The organism is Ruminococcus intestinalis, assembly GCF_014288065.1.
In the GTDB taxonomy this organism is placed as follows: Bacteria; Bacillota; Clostridia; order Oscillospirales; family Acutalibacteraceae; genus Ruminococcoides; species Ruminococcoides intestinale_A.
Window position 1 is genome coordinate 642,189 of sequence record NZ_JACOPS010000001.1, and the last position, 23,845, is coordinate 666,033.

Below are 23,845 nucleotides of genomic sequence, written 5' to 3' on the forward strand. Positions count from 1 at the left end.
AATTATACCTATATTTTGCGGTTTATTCTATACAAATAGCACGAATTGCAGAAATCCGTCACAAATTGATACGCAAAGACAAGATTTTTACAAAAAAATGTGGTACAATGTTGAATATAGTTATATCATACCGAGGGGATTACAATGCGCATTGCTGTTATTGACGATCTGAAAAGTGACAGACAATTGCTGATAAGCAGGCTTAACAAGTTACTTTCGGATAATAGCATTAACGGAGAAATATACGAATTTGAAAAAGGAATTGATTTTATAAATGCCTCAAAGCAAACAGCATTTGAAGTTGCATTTATGGATATTTACATAGATAAAGAAAACGGAATAGAAATTTCAAAACTGCTTAGGGAATTTGATAAGGAATGTATCCTGATTTTTACAACCACTTCGTCGGACTATGCACTCGAGGGCTTTAAAGTAAGGGCATTTGACTACCTTGTCAAACCATATACGACAGATGAACTTAAAATTGCATTTACGGATATTTTAAACCGCCTGCCGTCATCGGACAAATATATAGAAGTAAAAGTAATAGGCGGCACACAGAGAATCAGGCTGAATGAAATAATCTACGCCGAACATTTTAAGCACTGCATCAACATATACAAAAGCGACTGTGCAACCACCGTGGTTCGCAGTACATTTGCGGAGTTCAGCAAACAGCTTGAAAGCGACGAAAGATTTTTTATGTGCAACCGTGGAGTAATTCTTAATTTTGATTACGCAAGCGATTTTGACGGAACGGAATTTATACTGAACAACGGAGTGAGAATTTCGGTCAGCCGAAGTCTTACAAAATCCGCAAAAAGTCGGTTCGCCGATTTTATCTTTAACAAGAGGTGATATTGTGACGGAAATGCTACGACCTATGCTTGAGCTTGCCGTGCTGATACCCGGCACTTTACTTGCATATCTGCCTATGAAACAGCATTTAAAAATAAAAATGGGCGCATTGACGGCAATTTGGCTGTCAACACTCCTTATGCTTTGCATAGTGGGCGGACTGTTTTGTTATTCGTTTGAAATAAAAACAATTTCTTTTATCCTGCCTGCCTTTATGCTTATGACCATTGCCTACTGCGCAACGCTTAGGACATCTATATTGAAATCCGCAAATATTGCACTTGCCGTGTGCGGCGTTTATGCCTGCCTTGCAAGCATAACACGAGCCATTGACTCAATAGTTTATCCTAAAAATATCGAGCCTTGGTTCGGGCTTACGGGCGGAATTGTTTTCAATATTTTTTGCTGGATATTTGTAATGCTTGCGTTTTACCCTGCCTCTCACGCAGTATGCGACCTAATAGATGACGAAAACATTGCTCACACATGGTATGTGTTCTGGATATTGCCCACTGTTTTTATCGCCATAAACATATTTATAATACCGTGGAATCCAAACATTCTGCATACAGGAAGAATTATGCAGGGATATATTGTAATCTGTTGTACGATGCTCGGTTTGCTTTTGCTTTTTTACGCTCTGTTTTACATAATGGCAAAAAGCCTTAATAACAATCACAAGCTCACGCAGGAAAACACAATTCTGTATATGCAGCAAGAGCAGTACAACACGCTTAATAAGGCGATTGAAGAAACCCGACATGCCCGTCACGATATGCGGCATCATCTGTCGATTCTTAATTCGTTTGTTAAACGAAAAGATTGGGCAGACCTTGAAAATTATTTAAGCAAAATGAGCAAGAGTATTCCGAGTTCGGAACTCAAGCTGTGCGAAAACAATGCGATTGACGGAGTAGCGGGGCATTATTATCATAGGTATAAAGATTTGGAAATACCGTGTGTATTCAAGCTCGAACTTCCAAAAGAGCTTTCCGTATCTGAAATTGATATTTGCCTTGTGCTCTCTAATTTGCTTGAAAATGCGCTTGAGGCAAGTATGCGAACCGCACCCGACAAACGAAGAATAAACGTGCTTGCAAGAATGCACTCGGATAATGTAGTGCTTATTAAAGTAGAAAACTTCTACAACGGAGTTGTAAAAGAAAAGAACGGAATTTTTGAATCAAGCAAACACAGCGGCGAAGGCATCGGCACACAATCCGTCCGCCGCATAGCCGAAAAGGGCGGCGGCTACTGCCGTTTCACGCAAAAAGACGGCATCTTCACCGCCGATGTAATGCTTAGAGGAAAAAGTAAATAGTTGCAGGAAAATAAAAAGCACAGACTTTCGTTATTTTGAAAAGCCTGTGCTTTTTAATTTTAAATACTGAATTTTATTCATATCCCCTTATCCTTACCGCAAAAACCGTTTTTTAAATTTTCCGGTAAAAATCGTTTATTATGATTTTGTGAAGATTTTAATATTTTGTTAAAAGCTGAAATTATATTACTTGAATCGTTGCACTCAAACCAAGTGTGTCCAACAGTTTTTGCAAGTTTATATTTGCCGAATTTTTGAAATTCTGAAATCAAACAGTCGGATTGTTCTTTACTTGTAAAAGCGTATTCAGTTGATATAAGCACAAACTTCTCTTTAAATTTGTGCTGCACATCCCAATCTCTGTCCCAAAGATGCTTATCATCGTGAACTTCATTATTCGGTTTCGTACTGAATTTCATATTATTAGTTTCGTAAAATCCATTATTATCGGGTATATAAATTTTATCTTTTCTTTTTTCGGAAACATCGGAAAAGTATTCGCAAAAAGTTTTCACATCAAGTGAATATTAGCGCATATAAACATAATTGTCAATATATTTGATATGTATTAAAAAATCCTATCTGACTGCAATAGCCAGATAGGATTTTTTAAAGTGTTATCCGAGTGAGGGGATAAGTTGTGCAAGATATTTCTGAATTTGTGTCACATCTGCTATTGAAACACTTCCATCGCCGTTTGTATCTGCAACAGCAAGCTGTTCATCATCAAAATCTATGATGTTTGCAAGATGTTTTTGAAGTTCGGTGGCATCTGCAATGCTTACTATTCCATCGCTATTTACATCTCCAATTAACTGATCTTTATACTCGATTTCAAAATCCATACTATCAGATACAACATTATTATCCGATATAATTCTAACAGAGTACTTTCCGCTATCAAGAAATGTTATAAAACTATTTTCAGTCAAATTATTTTTAGATATGACTCCATTGTTTGATTTATTTATTATTTCAAGATTATAAGACTTAGCTTTTAACACTTCATCCCAATTAAAAACTACTGATTTATTATTCATAATTCTTGTATTAATTTTAGGTTTTACTGTAAACGAAACGACATTACTCATCCTTACATCATAATAATTACCAGTATCCACATACGCTTCAAAATTACCTGCTGGAAGCTGAATGTCGGTTTCCGTTTTATTTGCAGGAATATTCCAAAGATTCAAATAGCTGTCATTTTCCCAGTGCTTTTCATTCCAAATCCTCAAATTATAATAATTCTCTCCGTAAACATTATTCCAAGAGAATTTAATATTTTTGGAATCAACATTAACATTTAACACAGGCGAGCTTAACTTACATTCTTCTCCGTTATAAAATGAAAAAATTTGAGATTCGCTATAATTCCTACTCCACAAATCAATGTTATTGCCTTCGTCAGGTATACATTGATATAAATCTAAAAATAAGCCAGATAGTTTTGACTGTAACATATATCCGCCGTTATAAGAGAAAATATACCATCTTTGCGCATCGTGAGAATGGTCTGTAAAAACTTGAACATTTGCTCCACCTTCGTATGATGCACCTTGAACATCCAAGCACTTTCCATCTAAACAAGAAACAATTTTATATGAACCATCAGTCTGTCTTAAAAATCGCCAAACCTGATTCGCCGTGCCGTTTTCGTGTCCTATAACAACATTATTGTTTTCATCATTCTCAATTGGTAACCAATGATATAAATTAAAAATTGGTGCCGTAAAATCATTACCAATATTTAACGCAAACGAATTAGAGTCAACCTTATAAATTGAAAAAATTTGAGCATCAGAATCATTTTCTATGTTCATCTGTACATTAGTTCCATCTGTCGCATTTCCTCCGTTAACTTCCAGAACACAATTTGATATTTTAGACTTAAGAACAACACCGCCATTACGCTCAATAACATACCATCGTTGAGCATCATGACCATGATCGACAAAAGCCTGGACATTTGCTCCAGGAGATGTTGAAGCACCATCAACATCTAAACAATCTTGATTTGATGCACTTATGATTTTATAACTACCATCAGACTGTCTTTCAAATTTCCAAATCTGGTCAGGACAATCATAATATTTACCACATTTTATATCTACATTTTTGTTCTGCTCAACAGTTAATGGTTTCCACATTGCTTTGTTCATTATTAAAGCAAAAAAATCAGTGCCTAAATCTACTGGATTGTTGCCAGTTTCAATCCCCGGGCTTTTTCTGATATAAGAAAAACTATATCCAAATAAACTACTTCCTATAGTGGTCGTATTGTCCCATTTTACAACACACTTATCTGGTATCCATACACCATTTGTTACATTTCCATTTCCGTTACAGTCAACAAATGTTATTGTACTTCCAGATACACTCGTTACAAATATGGAGTGACCGCCACTTCCATTGTTTCCGTAACGTACAATATCCCCTGCTTTTACGCTGTTGAAATCATATGATACCGACCAAGTAGAAGGATAAGAGCCAAACACTTCATATCCCATTAATCGTGCAAAACCAAAGCATTGTGAACCGCCATCAAAGGAGCTATACCATGTACTGTAATTTGGATATTTTGAGCGAAGTGAATTTAGTTTACTGTCAAATTCCGATTGAGTCAATGCGCTTGCCGTGATTGGTGACATAGTAATTACACTTATTATAATCACCACAAGCAATACTGATGTGATTTTTCTTAGTTTTTGTTTCATTAATTTATGCCCCCTAAAATAAAAAGTGCGCAGCCGAAGCCACGCACGAAAAACGCACTGCTCCGATTGCTGCGACACAAACTTAAACATCTAATACAAGTATGCTTAATAGAGCATGCATTTTTACCGAAATAAAAATACACACTTGTATAGATGAAAATATAAAGTTTATGTCGCAATTTAATTCTATCACATTTAATATTAAAATGCAATAATCATATAAAAATTTAGTAACTATTTTTCAGAAATGAGCCTTGATGCAGGGCGCAATCTCCGGTAAAATAAATGCTCACTCAAATTGTTTTTCTGCTGTAAGTGCTCTTTGACAAATGCATAAACGCAAAACAAATCCCTGCGTGGATACTGTCAAGGTATATCTATACAGTATTTACGCAGGGGTTTTTATATATCATTGAAAGGAGTTGTTGCTGTATGATAGCAGTAGAATACTATCCCGTTGGGATAGGCAAACATATTGTTTGTATATACGACCGCCGCAATACGGCAGCCGATATACAAACGCTTGTCGGGGAATCCCCGAACCCCTTATTTTACAGAAAGAGAGGATTACAACCAAAACAATTACTAAAAACAAACTGGTGGCATTGAGATTTTGTGAAAACGAATACAATCTAATAAAATCAAAAGCGGATAAGGCAAGTATGAATTTTACTAAATTTGTCACACACTCGGCATTGAATAAGCAAATAACGATTGTTGACGGATTACCCGAAATTCTTAAAGAGGTTAAAGCAATCGGCAGAAATCTTAATCAGCTTACGACTATTTGCAATATGGGCAAAATTATCTGTCCTGAGCTATCGGATTTGAAAGAACAATATTCAAACGCTGTTGTTATGCTTGATGAGATAGCAAGGAGGTGTTCGTAATGGCAACCTTTGTAGCTATTTCCGAAAAAACGCAAACTGCAACGGCAATGAAAAGAGTTCTTGATTATGTAATGCAGGATAAGAAAACTATGTTTTATGACAGGGAGAATGACCGTTCATATAAGCTTGTCAGCGGTCAGAATTGTATTCCGAAAGCCGCTTTCAATGAATTTTTGGCGACAAAACATCGTTTCAATAAAGCAAAAGGCGTGTTCTTCAAACAGTATGTGCAATCCTTCAAGCCGATTGCGTAGCAACTCCTCAGCAGATACATCAGATAGGTTTGGAAACGGCAAAAGCCTTTGAAGGATTTGAGGTAGTCGTGGCTACGCATATCGACCGTGACCATTGGCATAATCACTTTGTTGTAAATTCTGTGAACAGCGAAACGGGATTAAAGATTCAGATAAATGAGAAAGGCTTGGAAGAACTGCGGAATCGTTCGGATCAAATATGTCAGCAGTTCGTGCTTGAAGTATTAACGCCCTATCAGAAACCGAAACAACGCTCAATGAATCAACGAGAATATAGGACTGCAATTCGTGGTGACAGTAAAAAGCTCCGACTTATGAACGCTATAGATATGGCGGTTGTTCATAGCCAGAGCAAAGAAAAATTTATCGAGAATATTGGGATACTGTGTTAAATGGATTGACAGATATAAATATATAACTTACACGACACCTGACGGTCAGCGGGAAAAAGAAAATCAACCAAATCATAAAAATATAGCATAAAATCAAGGCAGAGAGTATATGTGTAAACTCTCTGCCTTGATTCAAATCTCATAAACAATGTATTTATTGATTTTGCTGTTAAAGTTAGGATATTGGAAATAATAGACAAATCCGAACCTTTCACCGATTGGTTTAAGGTTCGGATTATTTTCGTTTGGTGCAGGTAACAGGACTTGAACCTGCATGAAATTGCTTTCATATGGACCTGAACCATACGCGTCTGCCAATTCCGCCATACCTGCATATTTATTAATTTGTGTTCTTGCGACAGGTTAGTCTGCCTACAAAATCTATTAAAATAGATTTTGCATAAGTTCGTATTGCCAAATCACAGATTTGGATACTCACTTAAATTCCGCCATACCTGCATATCTATTAATTTGTGTTCTTGTGACAAATTAGCAATACTAAAAAATATTATGCCAACAGAATTATTATATCAAATCAATTAATAAAAGTCAATCGGATAGGCGAGATTTTTATATTTTGTTTTACAGCAGACAGCACAAAAATGCTGTCCGCCTTAATCAAATATAACTTAGACCGTGAGAATAAATATCATTCCAATTTCTGTGTATAACTATATATGCTGTCAGGTCAGTATCATTATACACTATATTATATCAAAGAAAATTGACCTACTGCTTTGAAGGCAGTTGCTCTGTCATAAAAAGGAGTAACCGTAAATTTGAGCCGCCCCAAAAAGTTAGACTGAAAATCTAACTTTTTGTAGGTCGGTTTTTTATGGCTACTCCTATATTTATCAGCGTTTTTTATTATTTAGTACCGAAAATTCTGTCGCCGGCATCACCAAGGCCCGGACGAATGTATGCGTTATCATCAAGCTCACGATCGAGTGCTCCAACATAAAGCTGAATGTCAGGGTGCGCTTTCATAAGGGTTTCAACGCCCTTAGGTGCTGCGATAATTGACATAAATTTAATTTTTTGACCGCCGTGCTCTTTGATGTAATCTACAGCGGCAACTGCCGAACCGCCTGTTGCAAGCATAGGGTCTACAACAACAATCTGTCTTTGGTCGATCGGCTCGGGAAGTTTGCAGTAATATTCGTGAGGCTCGTGAGTGACAGGGTCACGATAAAGTCCGATGTGACCTACTCTTGCTGACGGTACAAGTGCGAGAATACCGTTTACCATACCAAGACCGGCTCTTAAAATCGGTACTACGGCAAGTTTTTTACCTGAAATTACAGGCTGTTTTGACTCTTCAAGCGGAGTTTTAATATTAATTTCCTGTGTTTCAAGGTCAGAAAGTGCCTCGTATCCCATAAGCATAGCAATCTCTTCAACAAGTTTTCTAAACTCGTTTGTAGATGTGCTCTCTTTTCTGAGCAATGTGATTTTGTGTCGGATAAGCGGGTGTGTCATATATGAAACAGACATAATTTTCCTCCGTATTTTTTAATATTTTATAAACTTTATATATAATATCACATTTTCTAAATATATTCAAGCAGTAAATAAAATTTTTAGTGAATTGAATTTAACTCGGAAACACTTATATTGTGAATTATTGCGTTTTTTGATTCGATACTCAAGCTGTTCAGATTACTGTCGGCGATATATGTCATACCCATAAATACAGTGCCGAAGTCGGCGAAAATTTCAGTATATAAAGTATCGAAAATTATTCTCAAATCTACTGTGCCGTTCTCACATTTAAGCGGTGCGGATTTATCAAGACACTGCAATATTTTATCATCTGCATTAAAAGATATTTTAAGACCGAAAAGCTCCAAAGAAAAAGATTTTTCTGCACTTGCAGAAACAGAAATATCGCAGGCTTTGCTTTGAATACTCTTAATAAACGGCATATCCGAATTAATCACAACATCGGTTTTGACATCTCTGTTTTTATAAAGCGTTTCAAATTCTTTTACAGGCAATGCCGATAGATACGGTTCACCGTTAATTGTTTTTATAGTCATATTTTGCGGTATGTTAAGACAACTGCCAAACGGATTATTCGGTATTACAAATGACGCAAAAGCAGTTCTCACTCGTCTGCCGTTAGGTATATCCGACCAGGATTGAGCGGCATATGACGCATTACCGAAATTCAGTCTTTTTTGTTCGGTTTCAATAATAAATTTATTGCCGTCAAACGAGCCGATATAATACCTGTCGGAGGCGGCTGAAAATATCCATTTAATATTTTTGCTGTCGCCGTCTGCGCAAAGTGGATAAAAGTCGGGACATTCCCCATCGTCGGGTAATGTAATTTCCTGTATTTGCGACCAATCAAGCAGATTTTTGGATTTTAAAATCGCAAAGCTGTGACTGTCAAGGAACAGCACCATAATATAACTGTCATCAGGTTCACAGTATATTACTTTAGGGTCACGGTTTTCTTTTATAATATTTTTAATTATAGGATTTTTGTCATATTTAATCAGCGTTTTGCCGCCGTCATTACTGTAAGCAAGACATTGTGTAAACGGTTTGCCTTTAGAGGTTTCTGATGTATTTCCCGCAGAAGTATAAAAATATAAGATTGCAGGCTCATTACCTCTCTGTAATCCTGTCAGATTTTTCTTGTCAATTATTGCACTGCCCGAAAACATTGTGCCGTCTTTATCGGGAAAAAGTACATCTCCGATTTCCTGCCAATGTATAAGGTCATCACTTACTGCGCCACCCCAATGCATATTTTCCCATGTTGTGGCAACCGGATTGTGCTGAAAATACATTAGATATTTTCCGTTTGCATACACAAGTCCATTCGGGTCATTTATCCAACCCTTGGCGGCTGTAAAATGCACCGAGGGTCTGTATTTTCCGTCATAATCGAATTGTATTTTATCGGCTTTATCAAAGCAAATATTCATCATAGGATTGGATATAATTTTCACCTTGTTACCCTTAAATCTTCTCATATTAACAGGAAATTTATAATCGGGAGAAGCATTGTCAAGTTTTAAAACTATATCATAAACGAGTTCATTGTCAATATAAAAATACAGCCTTTTATTTTGTGCGTTATCGCTTGTCGGGAACAATATATAATTAGTATCACATAAAAATTCCATTTTATCACCTTGAAAAATCAGTAATATTAATAACAATTTAATTATATTATCAGTATTTATATTTGTCAATACTTCACAAAGCAAAAGCCGACAGATTGTATTCTGCCAACTTTCGTTTAATCGTTATTTATAATATTTCTGATTTCTTCTTCCGCCTGTCTTACTTCTTTAAGAAAAGCAAGTGAGGATACACGCAATGCGCCGTTTCCGAGAATTATCATTTGCTCAAGTGCGTCAGAAGTGACAACACGCACTCTGTTGTTTTTCGCAAGTTTATGTGATACTTTCTCTATGTACATATCAGCCGTTTCCGCCTCTTTGGTGTAAACAATGCTGATTCCGTTCACGGTTTCCACTTCTCTGTACTGCCCTTTTACACGGTAAGCATCAAATACGAGAATGAGATTGCACTTGCTGTATCCCTGATAATTGCAAAGAATATTTATAAGCACCTGCCTTGCACCGTCAAGACTGCGTTCCGTCAATTCTTTGAGGTGCTCCCAGGCAAAAATCACATTGTATCCGTCTACAAGCAAATATTCCGTGCCGTTGTACTGCGGATTTTTCATTAATTTTTCAGCCGCCTTGTCTATTGCGGAAACCGCAGTAACCTTTCGCTTTTCGGGTGCTTTTTTATGAGTAATTGGGCCGTAAGTCTGCTCAAAAATTTGCATAAGTTCTTTGTCAAGAGCAAAAACATCGTCCTGATTTTTGCATTTTTCAAAGGCGTTTTTGCAGTTTGTACTTACGCTGTCCTCCTTAACGGGTTCAAGAATACTCGGCAAATGCATATGCTGTTCAACTTCATTCCAAGGCACATTGTAACCTGCACCGTGCGAGCAAAAGACAGAGCCGCAGGGATTTTCCAAGTCGGCATCGCAGTCATAACCGATACCTTCAATAACTTCTTCTGCATTGTGACACGGCTCATATCCCTTTAAAATACACGCAAGTTTGCCCTTGCCGTGAGTGTATTGCATAACCTCTTTTGTGTAACTTCCCATTTCCGAAACAGGGCAGGTGCCGCTCAAAACCGTAACATCTCCCCTGCTTTCCGGTGATGAAAATGTACCGTTCATACGCTGAATATCCGTCATTGCCCTGCCGATATTTTCATTGGGAACTTCAAGCGTAAATTCATAAACAGGTTCAAGCAAAACGCTTTTTGCCGAGCGCAAGCCTTGTCTTACAGCTCTGTAAGTTGCCTGTCTGAAATCTCCGCCCTCGGTATGCTTTGCGTGCGCTTTGCCCGATACAAGCGTAATTTCAACATCAGTAATCGGTGAACCTGTCAACACTCCGATGTGCGTTTTTTCGTGCAGATGAGTAAGAATAAGCCTTTGCCAATTACGGTCAAGCAAATCTTCTTTACAGCGTGAATTAATGATAATTCCACTGCCACGCTTAAGCGGTTTTATCAGCAGATGAACCTCCGCATAGTGCTTGAGCGGTTCAAAATGGCCTACTCCCTCAACGGTATTTTCAACAGTTTCTTTATAAATAATACTGCCTGTGCTGAATTCAACCTTCATACCAAAGCGTTCGTAAATTATACTTTTGAGCACTTCAAGCTGAATTTCGCCCATAAGCTGAATATGAATTTCCGCAAGTCGGCTGTTCCAAACCACATTAAGCTGTGGATCTTCATTCTCTATAATCTTAAGTTTTGTAAGGGCAGTGTGTGGGTCTGTTCCGTCCAAAAGGTCGACACGATAAGTGAGAACAGGCTCAAGCATTGGCAAATCGGAATCCGATTCCGCACCGAGCCCGTCACCGGGTTTTGCAAAGGTAATGCCTGTTACTGCGCAGACAGTACCTGCCGCCGCCTCGTCAATCGCAGTGAATTTCTCTCCCGAATACACTCTGATTCGGTTCACTTTTTCGGCATTGACATTTTTGTCGCTCTTAAGCACTTCACGCACCTTTAAACTTCCGCCCGTCACTTTCAAAAAAGTAAGTCTGTTGCCATGATTATCCTCTGCGATTTTAAAGACTTTCGCACCGAATTCATCGGGATAATCGGGCATTTGTGTATATAAGTCAACGCAATCTATAAATTCACGCACGCCGTCAAGCTTCAGTGCCGAACCGAACATACACGGAAAAATTTTGCGCTGTTTAATCGCTCTTACAATATCCGAATTTTCAACGCTGTCGGTTTCGTAAAATTTCTCGAGAATTTTATCGTCACATACAGCAACGCTCTCGCGAAAAGCATCCGTATTTCGGTATGTAAAATCAATGCAGTTTTCATCAAGATTTGTTCTAAGCTGTGCCATAACCGCAAGTTTATCCGCACCGTCAAGATCCATTTTATTTACAAAAATAAAACACGGCACATTGTATCTTTTAAGGAGTTTCCAGAGCGTTGCAGTGTGACTTTGCACACCGTTTGTACCGCTGATTACAAGAATTGCATAATCGAGAACCTGCAAGGTGCGCTCCGCCTCGGCTGAAAAATCAATATGTCCCGGGGTGTCAAGCAGAGTAAATTCGGTATCGTTGTACTTCATTACAGCCTGTTTTGAAAATATGGTAATGCCTCTGTCACGCTCAAGCGAAAATGTGTCGAGAAAAGAATCCCTGTGGTCAACTCTGCCAAGTTTTGTAATATTGCCCGAACAGTACATAAGCGCCTCTGAAAGCGTAGTTTTACCCGAGTCAACATGAGCAAGTATTCCGACTGCGATTTTCTTCATTTTATCACCGTACCCTGCAAAATAATACAAAAATCAATTAATAAAATTATATCACAGCAAACGCAACTTGTAAATTATCCAATTGTATTTTTATAACTTAGCAATCATCGGTCGGGTAAACACAGCATAAGCCAAGCCAATCTTCTTTAACTCGTTTTCCGATAAATTTGTAATTTTAATCATTTTTCTTAACTTCTTTTAAAGTTGTTTTTATTAAGTTAGTATTAGCTAACTTTCCTTTTAAAAAAAGCTGTGTGTAAAGCATCGTGTAAATACTTGTTCACACAGGTTATGTTTTTAGATATTAAGGTTTATACTATATAATTAGCACTTACAGTTTTTTCTGCGTAAACGGCTAACCTTTTGCCGCTTTGCGACATTTCATCGGCAAGATTAAAAATATCACCGAATTATTACGGCATTGCGTAAAATAATAACTATGGGGTGATTTTATGAAAAGTAAAAATAAAACAAACAATGCGGCAAAAGAAAATGAATTTGCAAACGCAAATAAAAATCTTGAGCGCTGTCTTGACCAAATGGCGAACGCTTATTCAACCTACGACTGCACAGGGCTAATTCCGAGCAAGCCCGAAAACGAGGCACAGCTTGAGTCATACAAAGAAGTTTACAACTACCTGCCGACCGATGCGGACACTTTATAAAACAAGGTTGTTTTTGAGAGCGGCATTTATTTCCCGAGAAATATTTTTCATATCATCGGGAATCGGCGCAGTGACAGTAATCGGCTGTTTTGTTATCGGGTGCACAAAATCAAGTTTACCGCAGTGCAAAGCCTGCCTTTGAATTTTATCAAGTCTGCCTCCGTACAAATCATCGCCCTCAAGCGGATGACCGAGGTATGCCATATGGCAGCGAATCTGATGCGTTCTGCCTGTTTCAAGCACAAGACTTACCAGCGTGCAGTCTTTGCCCTTTACAAGGACTTTGTAATGCGTAACGGACGGTGCGCCGTCTGATGTGACCTCTCGCACCATTTTGGAGTCTTTTTTTAACGCAATCGGTGCATTTACAGTGCCGTTTTCATTTATAATTCCCGAGCAGACTGCAATATATGTTTTATTAAGAGCAAATTTTACAGCATTTGCAGTGTATCGGTCTTTGGCAATAAAAACTATGCCGGAAGTATCCTTGTCGAGCCTGTTGATTGCACGAAAAGTGAACTCCTTACCTTTGCTCTGTGCATAAAATGCCACAAGATTGGCAAGCGTGTCGCTTTGGTGCTGTTTTACAGGGTGAACAGGCATTGAATACGGCTTGTTTACAATTAAAATATAGTCGTCTTCGTACAAAATGTCAAGCTCGCCCTCGACAGGCTCAATACCGATTTTTTCATCGGGCAGACTGATTTCTACAGTTTTTCCCGCCGACACAGTATCTATCGTTCGCAAAATTTTTCCGTCCATCAAAATACCGTCTTTTTCACGCTTTAATCGTGTTATCATTCTTGATGAAAGTCCACAGAACGAGCGCAGAAAGCTAAGGGCATTCACCCCGTTATATTCGGTTGGAACGGTAAAAATCAGCTTATCAGACATAAATATATCTCCATATCAGAAATACTAAAATACATTGAAGTGCAAAAATTACAGGAATACCAATCATAAATTTCGGATGTTTGGTTTTGTGGCGGATAATCAGCATAGTTATATACATAGACACACTGCCGCCGAGCGCTGAAAGCAAAAGCAAGGTGCTTTCAGGAATTCTCCACTTTCTTTTAATTGCTTTTACTTTATCTGATATTGTTACAATGATTGATACAAGGTTTATCAGTACAAGATAAATCAGTAACAATTGTGAATAAATTTCCATATTACACCTCAAAAGGAAGGATTTAGATGTCTGTAAAAAAACTTGCACCTGTAATTGTATCTGCCGTTCTGCTGATAACCGCCCTTGTGGCACGAGCGTACTCGGTGAAAAACGAAGTAAAACCAACCTCAACCGCAACGGTTGACACTGCCACAATCGACAGTGCAGTCGATGAGCAGCCGAAAAAAGCCGAAAAAGAAATGCGTGGCGTGTGGGTTTCTTACATAGAACTTGATATGCAGAACGAAACGGACAAAAGTGAAGCCTCATTCAGAGAAAAATTTAAAAACATAGCAATCAACAGCAAGAATGCAGGATTTAACACGCTTATAGTACAAGTCCGTCCGTTTTGTGACGCACTGTACGATTCAAAGTTTTTTCCGTATTCGCACATTTTGAGCGGCGAACAGGGAGTAAATCCGGGTTATGACGCACTTGAGGTAATGTGCGAGGTCTGTTCGCAGCTTGACCTTGATATTCACGCATGGGTGAACCCGTACAGAATCAGCACAGACAGCACTCCGCAAGCCTTGAGTGAAACCAATCCGTATGTGATTGACAACGAAATAGGCGAAGAAACCGAAAACGGAATTTTTTTAAATCCAGCAAACAAAATGGCACGAAACCTTATAATCGACGGTGTAACCGAAATTGTAAGGAATTACGATGTTGACGGAATACAATTTGACGATTATTTTTATCCCACGCAAGACAGTGATTTTGACGATACGGAATATGCCGATTATGTGGGAACCGTAGGCGAAATGAACTGTATGTCAATTGATAATTGGCGGCTTGCCAATGTAAACACGCTGATTTGCGATACCTACAGAGCAATTCATAAAATCAGTGATGATGTGGAATTCGGCATTTCCCCGCAGGGAAATATCGACAACAATGCACAGATTTACGCTGATGTAAAAACATGGTGTATCTGCAAAGGTTTTGTGGACTATATCTGCCCGCAGCTTTATTACAGCCTTGACAATCCCGCATTGACATTTGAAGATTCCCTCACCGCATGGTCTGATCTTGATATTAATAAATCGGTAAAACTATATGTCGGATTGGCGGGCTATAAAGCAAACAGCGATGCCGACGAGGGCACTTGGCTTTACAGCAACAATATTCTTGCCGACGAATATAAAATAGCTGTTAATAACGAAAAAGTCAGCGGAATTATGCTCTACTCATACTCCGCACTTAAAGACGAAAACGCAAGTACGGAAATTGCTAATCTTACAAAGGCTATGAGCAATAATTCAGATGCCGAAAATCAAACAACAGTCCCTATACAGTAATCATCTTCGGCAGATGTAATTTTAACATTCACAATCTGACCGCAAAGGTTTTCGTCGTCGGATATAATATGAACAGGGGTGTAGTTTTTTGTGTAACCCTCAAGATAGCCGTGGCGAAGTCGCTCAATAAGCACAGACTCAGTAAGACCGACCTGTGTTTTCAGAAATTCCGCTCTTGACTCGGCAACAAGCTCGCCCATCTCTTTGGCTCTCTGCTCCTTGATATTCGGCGCTATCTGGTTAGGCGCTTTGTCGGCAACCGTGCCTTTTCTTCTTGAATACGGGAACACATGTACCTTTGCAAAGCCTGTCTGCTTTACAAAATTCATAGAATCTTTAAAGTCATCTTCGGTTTCGCCTGCAAAACCTACCATAACATCGGTGGTTATTGAAGAATTGTCAAATGTCTTTCTGATGTTAGATACAATCTTGCTGTACTCGGCGGTATCGTAATGTCTGTTCATTGCTTTTAATGTGTTGTCGCAGCCGCTCTGCAGTGAAAGGTGGAACTGTGGGCAAAACTTAGGTTGAGCGGCAAGCCTTTTTATCATCGGTTCGTCCATTTGCTCCGGCTCAACAGAACCAAGTCTGACACGCTCGATTCCCTCTTGTGCGCACACACATTCTACGGCATCGGCAAGGTTAAGTCCCTCGTCCTGACCGTATGCGGAAAGATTGATACCTACAAGCACAACCTCAAGATAACCGTTGTTTGCGATTTTTTCCACTTCGGCTTTAAGCGCCTCTATGCTCTTTGAACGAACTCTGCCTCTCGCAAAAGGAATAATGCAGTATGAGCAGAAGCGGTTACAGCCGTCCTCGATTTTTATAAATGCTCTTGTATGCTCGCCGAGAGAAGATATGGATAAATCTTCAAATTTCTCGTTTTTTACAGGGTGCGGTGATATAAAAACATTTTTCATATGATTTTCAATATATTCGTAAATTGCGGGAACAAGCTCCGCTCTTTTTGCGTTTCCGAGCACTATGTCGCAATTCTCAAAATTTTCCTGTCTGTCGGGAAAAGCCTGCGGCATACAGCCTGTGAGCACAATAATTCCGTCAGGATTTTCTCTGCGGATTTTATTGATAAGTTTACGGTTCTTAGCGTCGCTTACCGAAGTTACGGTGCAACTGTTTACAACAGTAATATCGGCAGGTGTGTTTGGCTTGGCAAGTTCAAATCCGTTTTTCAGAAGATCCTCACGCATTGCCTGTGATTCATACTGGTTTACTTTACAACCGAGGGTAATTATATTAAAATTCATACTGATTTTCCTTTTTTTCGTATAATATGTGGATTTTAAAATATTGCTTATTTTGTTATTGAATTAATGTCAAAAAAATGGTATTATAGTGCTGTTATTATTTTAACGAGGTGATATAAGATGTTTAATATTCCGATTACAATTACAAGTCAAAAAGAAATTATGGATGTATTTGAAATTTTCACAAAATTTCCCCACGAAACTATAATGATAAAAAACGGCGATGTCGCCATTGACGGACACTCTATTATGGGATTTTTCTCGTTAGATATTAACAAGCCTGTTGAGCTTGTTTTAAGTTCCGAGCCGACAGAAAGCTTTACAAATGCGCTTTCAAAATATATGGTTGCCGCATAAATAAAATTTACACATTTTTAAACCCTATGACATTTGCCATAGGGTTTTTGTTTTATCAGGAATTTTTATCAACAGTATGGAACTTCTTTAAGTTACCTGTCTTTTCGCTGCGCTTGTCAAGCTCTGCAAGCACATCTTCAAGAGGGATGTTCTGCTGAACCATCATAACCGTAAGATGATAAATAAGGTCTGCAATCTCATAAACAGTTTCGCTGTTGTCGCCGTTCTTTGCGGCAATAATTGTTTCACTGCACTCCTCGCCTACTTTTTTGAGAATTTTGTCAATTCCCTTGTCAAGCAGGTAACAAGTATATGAACCTTCCTTTGGATTATCTCGTCTGTTTACAACTGTCTGATAAAGTGCTGAAAGAATTTCATTCTCGTTCACTTGTATTCACCCTTTATATATTATTTTAATTGTGTATAAAAACAGGAATGATTGCCTGTGTGACAAGCTGCGCCTGTCTGCTCAACCGTAATAAGCAAAGTATCGTCATCGCAATCTCCGAAAATTTCAATTACTTTTTGAAGATGTCCCGAAGTAGCGCCCTTGTTCCAAAGCTCCTGACGGCTTCTTGACCAAAACCATGTGTATCCTGTTTCAAAGGTCTTTTTCATACTCTCTTTATTCATATAGGCAAGCATAAGCACTTCGCCTGTTGATTTTTCCTGAATAATTGCAGGAATTAAATCTGATTTCACAAAAAATTTATCAAAATCAATATTTTTTTCCATAGTGTTTTCCTTAAATCTTGCTTGTAATTTTAATAGCCTGTTTCAAATCGAGGTTGCCTGTGTAGATAGCCTTGCCGCAGATTGCGCCGTAAACATCAAGCTCCGCAAGGTTAATTATGTCTTTAAGAACAGACACGCCGCCGCTTGCTACTACTCGGCAGTTTACCTCGTGAACAAGGTCGTCAAGTTGCTTTAAATTAGGGCCTGCAAGTGTACCGTCCTGGTCAATATCGGTAAACACAATCTGACCAACGCCAATATCCTCCATACGCTTTGCAAGCTCTATGTAGTTGATTTCCGACTCGTCAATCCAACCCTCGGCACAAACCATACCGTTTTTAGCATCAATGCCAACAACAATTTTGTCGCCAAAAGCCTTTACCGCCTCAATTACAAAGTCAGGATTTTTTACAGCCGCCGAACCCAATATAACCTTGTCGATGCCGTTGTTAAGGTAGCGTTCAATAGCAGCCATATCACGAATACCGCCGCCTACTTCTACCTTAAGTCCGCTCTGCTTTGCCACATCAATGATGAGGTCTGCATTTGCGAGAGTAGCGTCCTTAGCGCCGTCAAGGTCAACCATATGCATATACTGTGCGCCTGCAGCTTTAAACTGTTCAGCCGCTTTATAAGGTGTGTCGCACACCTTTTCTACTGTTGAGTAATCACCTTTAAAAAGTCTTACGCAGTTACCGTCTTTAATATCTATTGCAGGTAAAATAATCATTTATAACACTCCTTTAGTGGAAAGAGGTTTATTTGAGGTATTTTCCTTTACGGCAAGTCTTAATGCGTGAGCAACCGCTTTATAAATTGCTTCTGTAATATGGTGAGAATTGTCACCGTACAAAGACTTTATGTGCAGAGTAATGCCTGCATTGTAAGCAAGTGCTCTCATAAACTCAACAGTCATTGCACAATTATACTGACCGCACATTTCCTGCGGAAATTCTGCGTCAAATACAAGGAAAGGTCTGCCGCTTATATCGACAGAGGCAAACGCAAGCGCCTCGTCCATCGGTACATAAAAACTGCCGAAACGGTCGATAGAAGATTTATCTTTTAAAATTTGAGAAAATGCCTTGCCGAGGACTATACCCGTATCCTCAACTGTATGATGCTCGTCAACATACAAATCGCCCTTAACCTTAAGCTCAAGACCAAAGCCTGCGTGTGTGGCAAACGAATTGAGCATATGGTCAAAAAATCCAATGCCTGTGTCAATTGAAATATCTCCGCCCTCAAGACAAAGTGAAAGCTTGATGTCGGTTTCTTTGGTTTTACGGCTGATTTCTGTTTGGCGCATTTTCTCACCTCAAATAAGTTATCTAAACAGAGCCTAAAAGCTCAGTCTATATGATTATATCCTTTTTAAAGACGATTTACAATAAATATTACAAAATTTTAATAATTTCCGTAAATTTAAATCAAATAATTTTTTGACAAAACACTCTGTCAAATCACTATTCATTTTAACTCAAAATCATTTATTCAAAATCAATGTCCTCAAATCTGACTTTGATTGAATTTGCGTGTGCTGTAAGTCCCTCTGTGTCCGCAAAGCGAACTACATCCTGCGCATCGTTTCTTAATGCTTCTTCTGTGTAGCAGATAAAGCTTGATTTCTTAACAAAGCTGTCAACCGAGAGCGGTGAGAAAAATCTTGCTGTACCGCTTGTAGGAAGAACATGGTTAGGACCTGCAAAATAGTCGCCGAGAGGTTCAGGTGAATAGTTGCCGAGGAATACCGAACCTGCGTTGTCGAGTTTGCCTACATACTCCATCGGATTTTCACAGCATACTTCGAGATGCTCCGGAGCAAGCTCGTTTGCGAAAAGTACGGCCTGTTTAATATCACTGCACACAATAATCGCACCAAAATTGTCGAGTGACGAATTTATGATCTCGTTTCTTGAAAGGGTTTGAACCTGTCTTTCAAGTTCTTTTACAGTCTGATTTGCAAGTTCTTCGCAGTCTGTAAGAAGAATTGCAGACGCAAGTTTGTCGTGCTCTGCCTGGCTCATAAGGTCGGCGGCAAGGAACTTAGGATTAGCCGATTTATCGGCAATAATAAGAATTTCGCTCGGGCCTGCAATCATATCAATATCAACTGTACCGTACAAAAGTTTTTTGGCTGTGGCAACAAAGATATTGCCCGGACCTACAATCTTGTCAACCTTAGGTACGCTCTCTGTGCCGTATGCCATAGCAGCAACAGCCTGTGCGCCGCCCATAAGGAAAATTCTGTCAACACCCGCAAGCTTGGCGGCTGCAAGAATATTTGGGTTTGGCTTGCCGTTTTTCATAGGAGGTGTGCACATTACAATTTCCTCAACACCTGCAATTTTAGCGGGAATTGCATTCATAAGTACAGATGACGGATACGCAGCTGTACCGCCGGGAACATATATGCCGACACGCTTCAAACCTCTGATACGCTGTCCCATAATAACGCCGTTATTCTTTGTGGTAAGCCAGCTCTGCTGAACCTGACGCTTATGGAAATCCTCAATATTCTTTGCGGCTTTTCTTACTGTTTCGATATATTTAGGGTCACATTCAGAAATTACGGCGTCGATTTCATCAGCAGAAATCTCTGCCTTTTCAGGTGCTTTGCCGTCAAATTTAACGGTGTAGTCATATACTGCCTTGTCGCCGTTTGTCTTAACATTTTCAATGATTTCAGATACAATCGGAATAACATTCTTGTCTGAATTTTGCGCTCTGCTTTTGAGAAGCTCTATAAAATCGTATTCCTTTTTTCCGTCAGCAATTACAGTAGTAATCATTTTGTTACAGCCTCCAGTTTCTTTTGAAGTTCCTCAATTTCAGCCTTGCGAAGTTTAAGGCTTGCTGTGTTTGCAATCAGTCTTGCCGAAATTTCAGTTACCCACTCAATAACCTCAAGTCCGTTTGCCTTTAGTGTTGAGCCGGTTTCTACAATATCTACAATGCCGTCAGAAAGTCCGACAAGCGGAGCAAGCTCTACAGAGCCTTCGATTTTAATAATTCTGACATCCATATTTTTATCGTCAAAAAATGCACGGGTTACATTCGGATACTTTGTGGCAATAGTCTTTGTGTTGTATCCGCTGTAAAAATCTGTGCCTTTTTTAGTAGCAAGGGCAAATCTGCATTTGCCAAAGCCTAAGTCGAGCAATTCATAAAAAGAATTGCCGTTTTCGAGAATGGTGTCTTTACCTACAACACCGAGGTCGCACACACCATGCTCAACATATGTAATAACATCGGCCGCCTTTGCAAGCACAACCTCAAAGTCGTTGTCACCGATAGGAAGAATCAATCTTCTGCCCTTATTGATAACCTCGTCGCAGTTGTAACCGATTTTTTGAAAAAGCTCAATAGTTGTTTTCTCAAGTCTGCCCTTTGTAAGAGCTATTCTTAATGGTTTCATTTAGAAAATCCTTTCGCACTTCAGCCGATTATTTGTACTTTGTCTATACCCATTTTTTCCGCAAAAGCCTTTGCCTCTTCAAGAGTTTCGAGCACGCAGAAACGGGCGTTAATTCCGTTTTTCTGCATATCGGCAACAGCATTGATTGCTTTAATCTCTGCGCCGTCATTTGCATATACAAGAACATCGGGTACATCAGTATAGCTTGTGTTTTTGTCCGAGAGCAGTTTTTCTGTGATTGCGTCCGTATCAATCGCAAAACCCGCTGCGCCCATAGGAGCGTCAAATTCAGAAAGGAGGTCATCGTATCTGCCGCCCGAAAGAACTGCGTCACCTATGCCTGAAATATATCCGCAGAAAACAAAACCTGTATAATAATCGTTTCTCTGTACAAGACCGAGGTCAACAATGAGTTTGTCCCCAAGTCCGAGAGTTTTAAGCGAATCATAGAGTGTATGTAAATAATTGAGTGCGTCAACAGCCTTTGTGCCGCTGCAAAGCTCTGTTGCCTTGTCAAACACTTCGTCACCGCCAAAGAGCGACGGCAAACTTCTGATAGCGGTTACAGCCTTGCAAGGCTCAAGTTTGTCAAGCAGGTTATTAAGAGCAGAATAATTTTTGCCCTCAATGGTAACTCTGATTTTCTCTTTGAAATCCTCGTCAATATCTATTTCACTGATAAGTGCGTTAAATACCTGTGCGTGTCCAAGCTCGATTCTGAAATCATCGGCAACGCTCATAATAGCTCTGATTGCTGTAGAGAGCACCTCAAGGTCTGCCCTCTTGCCCTTTACGCCGAGCAATTCAACGCCCATCTGCATAAATTCATTTCTTCTGCCCATAAGAGTAGGGTTATTTCTGTACACTGCCTGCTTATAGTAAAGTCTTACAGGCATAATGCTGTTTTTAAGTCTTGACGACACCATTCTTGCAATCGGAAGTGTTGAATCGGGACGCATAACAAGAAGTCTGCCTTTGTTGTCAACTGATTTAAACATTGACTGCTGGTCAATTCCGCTGCATTCCATTGAAAAAATATCGTAAAATTCAATGCCCGGTGTGATTACTTTCTTAAAACCACCCTTTGTAAATACCTTTTCTATTTTGCCGCATACATCGTCCATTGCCGAACACTCCGCAAAAAGAAAATCTTTCATTCCTTCGGGGGTAATTTTTAAATTCTTTTTCATAAAAACCTCTTTATAAAACGCTTTAGTGTGCTAATATGCTAATATAATAACATATAAAAATGTACTTGTCAATTTTATAACAAAAATATTTTTAATTACAGAGCAGCAAACAATTTTACTGCTCTGCAAAATAAATATTATTCTTTGTCGTCTTTATTATCGTCATCGCTTTCGGAATTTGTATGTTTATCGGGTTTGATAAACTTCAAAAGCTTTTCCTTTTGAGCGTTTTCCTTTTCTTCTCTTATCTTCTTTTGTTCTGTGGCAATCTTTACATAATTCAGTACCTCAAAGTCAAGTGCCTCCTGAGCAATTTTGCCTTTGTTGTCAATAGCGTTTTTAACTCTTTTGCCGATCAGCGTATAAATTACCGCATATATAGGAGTACCTAAAATAAAGCCTACCATACCGAATAAACTTCCGCCGACGATAACGCTGAAAAGTACCCAGAAACTTGAAAGTCCGACCTGACTGCCGATAATCTTCGGCTTGAAAAGGTTGCCGTCAAGCTGTTGAATAACAAATACAATCGCAATGAATATAATCATATCCCACGGGCTTTCAAGGAAAAGAATAATAGCACTCGGGATTGCACCTATGAAAGGTCCGAAAAAAGGAATAATATTTGTTACGCCGATAAGAACCGCAATCAATGCGGCATACGGCAATTGGAAAATAGACATTGTAATGAATGTGAGCACTCCGATAAAAGCGGCGTCAATAATGTCGCCAACAAGGAATCTACCGCATTTTGTATCGGTAATATCGACAATCTCATAAACTTTAGGCAAGAATTTTATCGGAATAAACGCAACGGCAAGGCGCTTTACCTGTCTGCACAGCATTTCCTTTGCTGACAGGAAGTAAACGGAAATTACAATACCCATAATAAAGTTATAAATTCCCGCCGTGGTGTTTGTAATCATAGGTAGAAGAGTATCAAACAACACATTTTTTGAGAAATTTGCAATTGTAGTGCCGTTTAAATTTTTTGCAATCTCTTTGCCGAGTTGAGCAAAAGATGCGTCAATATCAATGTTTGCATTATAAGTCTTATTAGCCCAATCGGCAACGCTTGAAAGCCATTCATATACTGAATTAAAATATGACGGCACTCTTTCAACAAGGCTCGAAATATTGTCGCCGATCTGCGGAACAAGAATGGCAATCAAAAATCCGAGTACGGCAATTACCGCCGTATATGTGCAAATTATAGATAAAGGTTTGCGCATTTTCGCAAAAAAAGCTTTTTTGTTTTTCAAAAATCCGAATACTTTTGAATAAAAGAATTTGTAAGGAAAATTCAAAATATACGCAAACAAAAATCCTATTACAAACGGTGTCAGAATAGATGCAAGCATACAAATTGCGTTCCAGACCACACTGAAATTATCCTTTACAAACAGCAAAAATATTGTAAAAAGAATGCAAATCAGTACATTTTTTAATGTAAAAAGTTTTTTCATTTA

General features: G+C 38.8%; 24 protein-coding genes and 1 tRNA gene. 8 read left to right on the forward strand and 17 right to left on the reverse strand.

The genetic code is table 11. The features are described 5' to 3' along the window. The first annotated feature begins 144 nt into the window (after positions 1-144). On the forward strand, positions 145-858 hold the full coding sequence (locus H8R91_RS03215; protein ID WP_186934841.1) for a LytR/AlgR family response regulator transcription factor: 714 nt from the start codon (positions 145-147) through the stop codon (positions 856-858). A 13-nt stretch (positions 859-871) separates the two neighbouring features. Continuing rightward, a complete protein-coding gene (locus H8R91_RS03220; RefSeq protein WP_243237726.1) occupies positions 872-2,179 on the forward strand; it encodes a sensor histidine kinase in 1,308 nt (435 codons plus the stop codon). 77 nt (positions 2,180-2,256) lie between these two features. Here H8R91_RS03220 and H8R91_RS03225 read toward each other — a convergent pair whose 3' ends face one another. Further along, on the reverse strand, positions 2,257-2,598 hold the full coding sequence (locus tag H8R91_RS03225; protein ID WP_186934843.1) for a hypothetical protein: 342 nt from the start codon (positions 2,596-2,598) through the stop codon (positions 2,257-2,259). Between the two features lie 198 nt (positions 2,599-2,796). Further along, a complete protein-coding gene (locus H8R91_RS03230) occupies positions 2,797-4,896 on the reverse strand; it encodes an RICIN domain-containing protein (protein WP_186934844.1) in 2,100 nt (699 codons plus the stop codon). A gap of 599 nt (positions 4,897-5,495) precedes the next feature. Here H8R91_RS03230 and H8R91_RS03235 point away from each other — a divergent pair. Genes H8R91_RS03235 through H8R91_RS03245 form a run of 3 tightly spaced genes read left to right on the forward strand, consistent with a single transcriptional unit; the run spans position 5,496 to position 6,432 of the window. Further along, the gene (locus tag H8R91_RS03235) at positions 5,496-5,786 is read left to right on the forward strand and encodes a plasmid mobilization protein (protein ID WP_436286325.1); all 291 of its coding nucleotides are present in this window, start codon (positions 5,496-5,498) and stop codon (positions 5,784-5,786) included. After that, a complete protein-coding gene (locus tag H8R91_RS03240; RefSeq protein ID WP_186934846.1) occupies positions 5,786-6,040 on the forward strand; it encodes a hypothetical protein in 255 nt (84 codons plus the stop codon). Before H8R91_RS03235 ends, H8R91_RS03240 begins: the two co-directional genes overlap by 1 nt. Before the next feature lie 29 nt (positions 6,041-6,069). Then, positions 6,070-6,432: a relaxase/mobilization nuclease domain-containing protein gene (locus H8R91_RS03245; RefSeq protein WP_186934847.1), complete on the forward strand. Its 363-nt coding sequence runs from the start codon at positions 6,070-6,072 to the stop codon at positions 6,430-6,432. Positions 6,433-6,678: 246 nt separating this feature from the next. On the opposite strand, the gene H8R91_RS03250 is transcribed toward H8R91_RS03245, so the two are convergent. The 4 genes from H8R91_RS03250 to H8R91_RS03265 all read right to left on the reverse strand — a co-directional run bounded on the left by H8R91_RS03250 (position 6,679) and on the right by H8R91_RS03265 (position 12,271). Beyond that, a tRNA-Leu gene (locus H8R91_RS03250) sits at positions 6,679-6,765 on the reverse strand. A gap of 534 nt (positions 6,766-7,299) precedes the next feature. Beyond that, entirely contained in the window at positions 7,300-7,929 is a 630-nt protein-coding gene (upp, locus tag H8R91_RS03255; RefSeq protein ID WP_370744007.1) for a uracil phosphoribosyltransferase, read from the reverse strand. 83 nt (positions 7,930-8,012) lie between these two features. After that, positions 8,013-9,572, reverse strand: coding sequence for a glycoside hydrolase family 32 protein (locus H8R91_RS03260; protein WP_186934848.1), 1,560 nt, complete (start codon positions 9,570-9,572; stop codon positions 8,013-8,015). A 116-nt stretch (positions 9,573-9,688) separates the two neighbouring features. Beyond that, positions 9,689-12,271, reverse strand: coding sequence for a translation factor GTPase family protein (locus tag H8R91_RS03265; RefSeq protein WP_186934849.1), 2,583 nt, complete (start codon positions 12,269-12,271; stop codon positions 9,689-9,691). A gap of 452 nt (positions 12,272-12,723) precedes the next feature. Between H8R91_RS03265 and H8R91_RS03270 the strand changes: the two genes are divergently transcribed. Next, positions 12,724-12,936: a hypothetical protein gene (locus tag H8R91_RS03270; RefSeq protein ID WP_022235137.1), complete on the forward strand. Its 213-nt coding sequence runs from the start codon at positions 12,724-12,726 to the stop codon at positions 12,934-12,936. Here the strand turns inward: H8R91_RS03270 and H8R91_RS03275 are convergent. Further along, on the reverse strand, positions 12,931-13,830 hold the full coding sequence (locus H8R91_RS03275) for an RluA family pseudouridine synthase (RefSeq protein WP_186934850.1): 900 nt from the start codon (positions 13,828-13,830) through the stop codon (positions 12,931-12,933). The genes H8R91_RS03270 and H8R91_RS03275 overlap by 6 nt on opposite strands. Continuing rightward, positions 13,823-14,107 carry a DUF1294 domain-containing protein gene (locus H8R91_RS03280; protein WP_186934851.1) on the reverse strand — a complete coding sequence of 95 codons (285 nt, stop codon included), beginning with the start codon at positions 14,105-14,107 and terminating at the stop codon, positions 13,823-13,825. The genes H8R91_RS03275 and H8R91_RS03280 overlap by 8 nt, the downstream gene beginning before the upstream one ends. A gap of 26 nt (positions 14,108-14,133) precedes the next feature. Here H8R91_RS03280 and H8R91_RS03285 point away from each other — a divergent pair, with 26 nt between their 5' ends. Next, on the forward strand, positions 14,134-15,408 hold the full coding sequence (locus H8R91_RS03285; RefSeq protein ID WP_186934852.1) for a glycoside hydrolase family 10-like protein: 1,275 nt from the start codon (positions 14,134-14,136) through the stop codon (positions 15,406-15,408). Here H8R91_RS03285 and mtaB read toward each other — a convergent pair. Further along, entirely contained in the window at positions 15,384-16,676 is a 1,293-nt protein-coding gene (mtaB, locus tag H8R91_RS03290; protein ID WP_186934853.1) for a tRNA (N(6)-L-threonylcarbamoyladenosine(37)-C(2))-methylthiotransferase MtaB, read from the reverse strand. The two genes, H8R91_RS03285 and mtaB, sit on opposite strands and share 25 nt — an antisense overlap. A 120-nt stretch (positions 16,677-16,796) precedes the next feature. Here mtaB and H8R91_RS03295 point away from each other — a divergent pair, with 120 nt between their 5' ends. After that, complete coding sequence (locus H8R91_RS03295; protein ID WP_022235142.1) at positions 16,797-17,033, forward strand: hypothetical protein; 237 nt, start codon at positions 16,797-16,799, stop codon at positions 17,031-17,033. A 55-nt stretch (positions 17,034-17,088) separates the two neighbouring features. Here the strand turns inward: H8R91_RS03295 and hisE are convergent, their stop codons facing one another. From hisE to H8R91_RS03335, 8 genes are all read right to left on the reverse strand, one after another. After that, positions 17,089-17,421 carry a phosphoribosyl-ATP diphosphatase gene (gene hisE / locus H8R91_RS03300; RefSeq protein ID WP_022235143.1) on the reverse strand — a complete coding sequence of 111 codons (333 nt, stop codon included), beginning with the start codon at positions 17,419-17,421 and terminating at the stop codon, positions 17,089-17,091. 20 nt (positions 17,422-17,441) lie between these two features. Then, positions 17,442-17,768, reverse strand: coding sequence for a phosphoribosyl-AMP cyclohydrolase (gene hisI / locus H8R91_RS03305; RefSeq protein ID WP_022235144.1), 327 nt, complete (start codon positions 17,766-17,768; stop codon positions 17,442-17,444). A 10-nt stretch (positions 17,769-17,778) separates the two neighbouring features. Continuing rightward, positions 17,779-18,498: a 1-(5-phosphoribosyl)-5-[(5-phosphoribosylamino)methylideneamino]imidazole-4-carboxamide isomerase gene (gene hisA, locus H8R91_RS03310; protein ID WP_186934854.1), complete on the reverse strand. Its 720-nt coding sequence runs from the start codon at positions 18,496-18,498 to the stop codon at positions 17,779-17,781. Next, the gene (hisB, locus tag H8R91_RS03315) at positions 18,499-19,077 is read right to left on the reverse strand and encodes an imidazoleglycerol-phosphate dehydratase HisB (RefSeq protein ID WP_186934855.1); all 579 of its coding nucleotides are present in this window, start codon (positions 19,075-19,077) and stop codon (positions 18,499-18,501) included. Positions 19,078-19,258: 181 nt separating this feature from the next. After that, the gene (hisD, locus tag H8R91_RS03320; RefSeq protein ID WP_186934856.1) at positions 19,259-20,560 is read right to left on the reverse strand and encodes a histidinol dehydrogenase; all 1,302 of its coding nucleotides are present in this window, start codon (positions 20,558-20,560) and stop codon (positions 19,259-19,261) included. Further along, on the reverse strand, positions 20,557-21,186 hold the full coding sequence (gene hisG, locus H8R91_RS03325) for an ATP phosphoribosyltransferase (RefSeq protein ID WP_022235148.1): 630 nt from the start codon (positions 21,184-21,186) through the stop codon (positions 20,557-20,559). The genes hisD and hisG overlap by 4 nt, the downstream gene beginning before the upstream one ends. A gap of 20 nt (positions 21,187-21,206) precedes the next feature. Further along, complete coding sequence (gene hisZ / locus H8R91_RS03330; RefSeq protein WP_186934857.1) at positions 21,207-22,376, reverse strand: ATP phosphoribosyltransferase regulatory subunit; 1,170 nt, start codon at positions 22,374-22,376, stop codon at positions 21,207-21,209. 137 nt (positions 22,377-22,513) lie between these two features. Then, positions 22,514-23,842 carry an AI-2E family transporter gene (locus H8R91_RS03335; protein WP_186934858.1) on the reverse strand — a complete coding sequence of 443 codons (1,329 nt, stop codon included), beginning with the start codon at positions 23,840-23,842 and terminating at the stop codon, positions 22,514-22,516. Between the last annotated feature and the right edge of the window lie 3 nt (positions 23,843-23,845).

Coding starts and splice junctions, on each gene's coding strand:
- H8R91_RS03215 (WP_186934841.1), top strand. CDS start 145: ATGCGCATTGCTGTTATTGACGATCTGAAAAGTGACAGACAATTGCTG.
- H8R91_RS03220 (WP_243237726.1), top strand. CDS start 872: ATGCTACGACCTATGCTTGAGCTTGCCGTGCTGATACCCGGCACTTTA.
- H8R91_RS03225 (WP_186934843.1), bottom strand. CDS start 2,598: ATGAAATTCAGTACGAAACCGAATAATGAAGTTCACGATGATAAGCAT.
- H8R91_RS03230 (WP_186934844.1), bottom strand. CDS start 4,896: ATGAAACAAAAACTAAGAAAAATCACATCAGTATTGCTTGTGGTGATT.
- H8R91_RS03240 (WP_186934846.1), top strand. CDS start 5,786: ATGGCAACCTTTGTAGCTATTTCCGAAAAAACGCAAACTGCAACGGCA.
- H8R91_RS03260 (WP_186934848.1), bottom strand. CDS start 9,572: ATGGAATTTTTATGTGATACTAATTATATATTGTTCCCGACAAGCGAT.
- H8R91_RS03265 (WP_186934849.1), bottom strand. CDS start 12,271: ATGAAGAAAATCGCAGTCGGAATACTTGCTCATGTTGACTCGGGTAAA.
- H8R91_RS03270 (WP_022235137.1), top strand. CDS start 12,724: ATGAAAAGTAAAAATAAAACAAACAATGCGGCAAAAGAAAATGAATTT.
- H8R91_RS03275 (WP_186934850.1), bottom strand. CDS start 13,830: ATGTCTGATAAGCTGATTTTTACCGTTCCAACCGAATATAACGGGGTG.
- H8R91_RS03280 (WP_186934851.1), bottom strand. CDS start 14,107: ATGGAAATTTATTCACAATTGTTACTGATTTATCTTGTACTGATAAAC.
- H8R91_RS03285 (WP_186934852.1), top strand. CDS start 14,134: ATGTCTGTAAAAAAACTTGCACCTGTAATTGTATCTGCCGTTCTGCTG.
- mtaB (WP_186934853.1), bottom strand. CDS start 16,676: ATGAATTTTAATATAATTACCCTCGGTTGTAAAGTAAACCAGTATGAA.
- H8R91_RS03295 (WP_022235142.1), top strand. CDS start 16,797: ATGTTTAATATTCCGATTACAATTACAAGTCAAAAAGAAATTATGGAT.
- hisI (WP_022235144.1), bottom strand. CDS start 17,768: ATGGAAAAAAATATTGATTTTGATAAATTTTTTGTGAAATCAGATTTA.
- hisA (WP_186934854.1), bottom strand. CDS start 18,498: ATGATTATTTTACCTGCAATAGATATTAAAGACGGTAACTGCGTAAGA.
- hisB (WP_186934855.1), bottom strand. CDS start 19,077: ATGCGCCAAACAGAAATCAGCCGTAAAACCAAAGAAACCGACATCAAG.
- hisD (WP_186934856.1), bottom strand. CDS start 20,560: ATGATTACTACTGTAATTGCTGACGGAAAAAAGGAATACGATTTTATA.
- hisG (WP_022235148.1), bottom strand. CDS start 21,186: ATGAAACCATTAAGAATAGCTCTTACAAAGGGCAGACTTGAGAAAACA.
- hisZ (WP_186934857.1), bottom strand. CDS start 22,376: ATGAAAAAGAATTTAAAAATTACCCCCGAAGGAATGAAAGATTTTCTT.
- H8R91_RS03335 (WP_186934858.1), bottom strand. CDS start 23,842: ATGAAAAAACTTTTTACATTAAAAAATGTACTGATTTGCATTCTTTTT.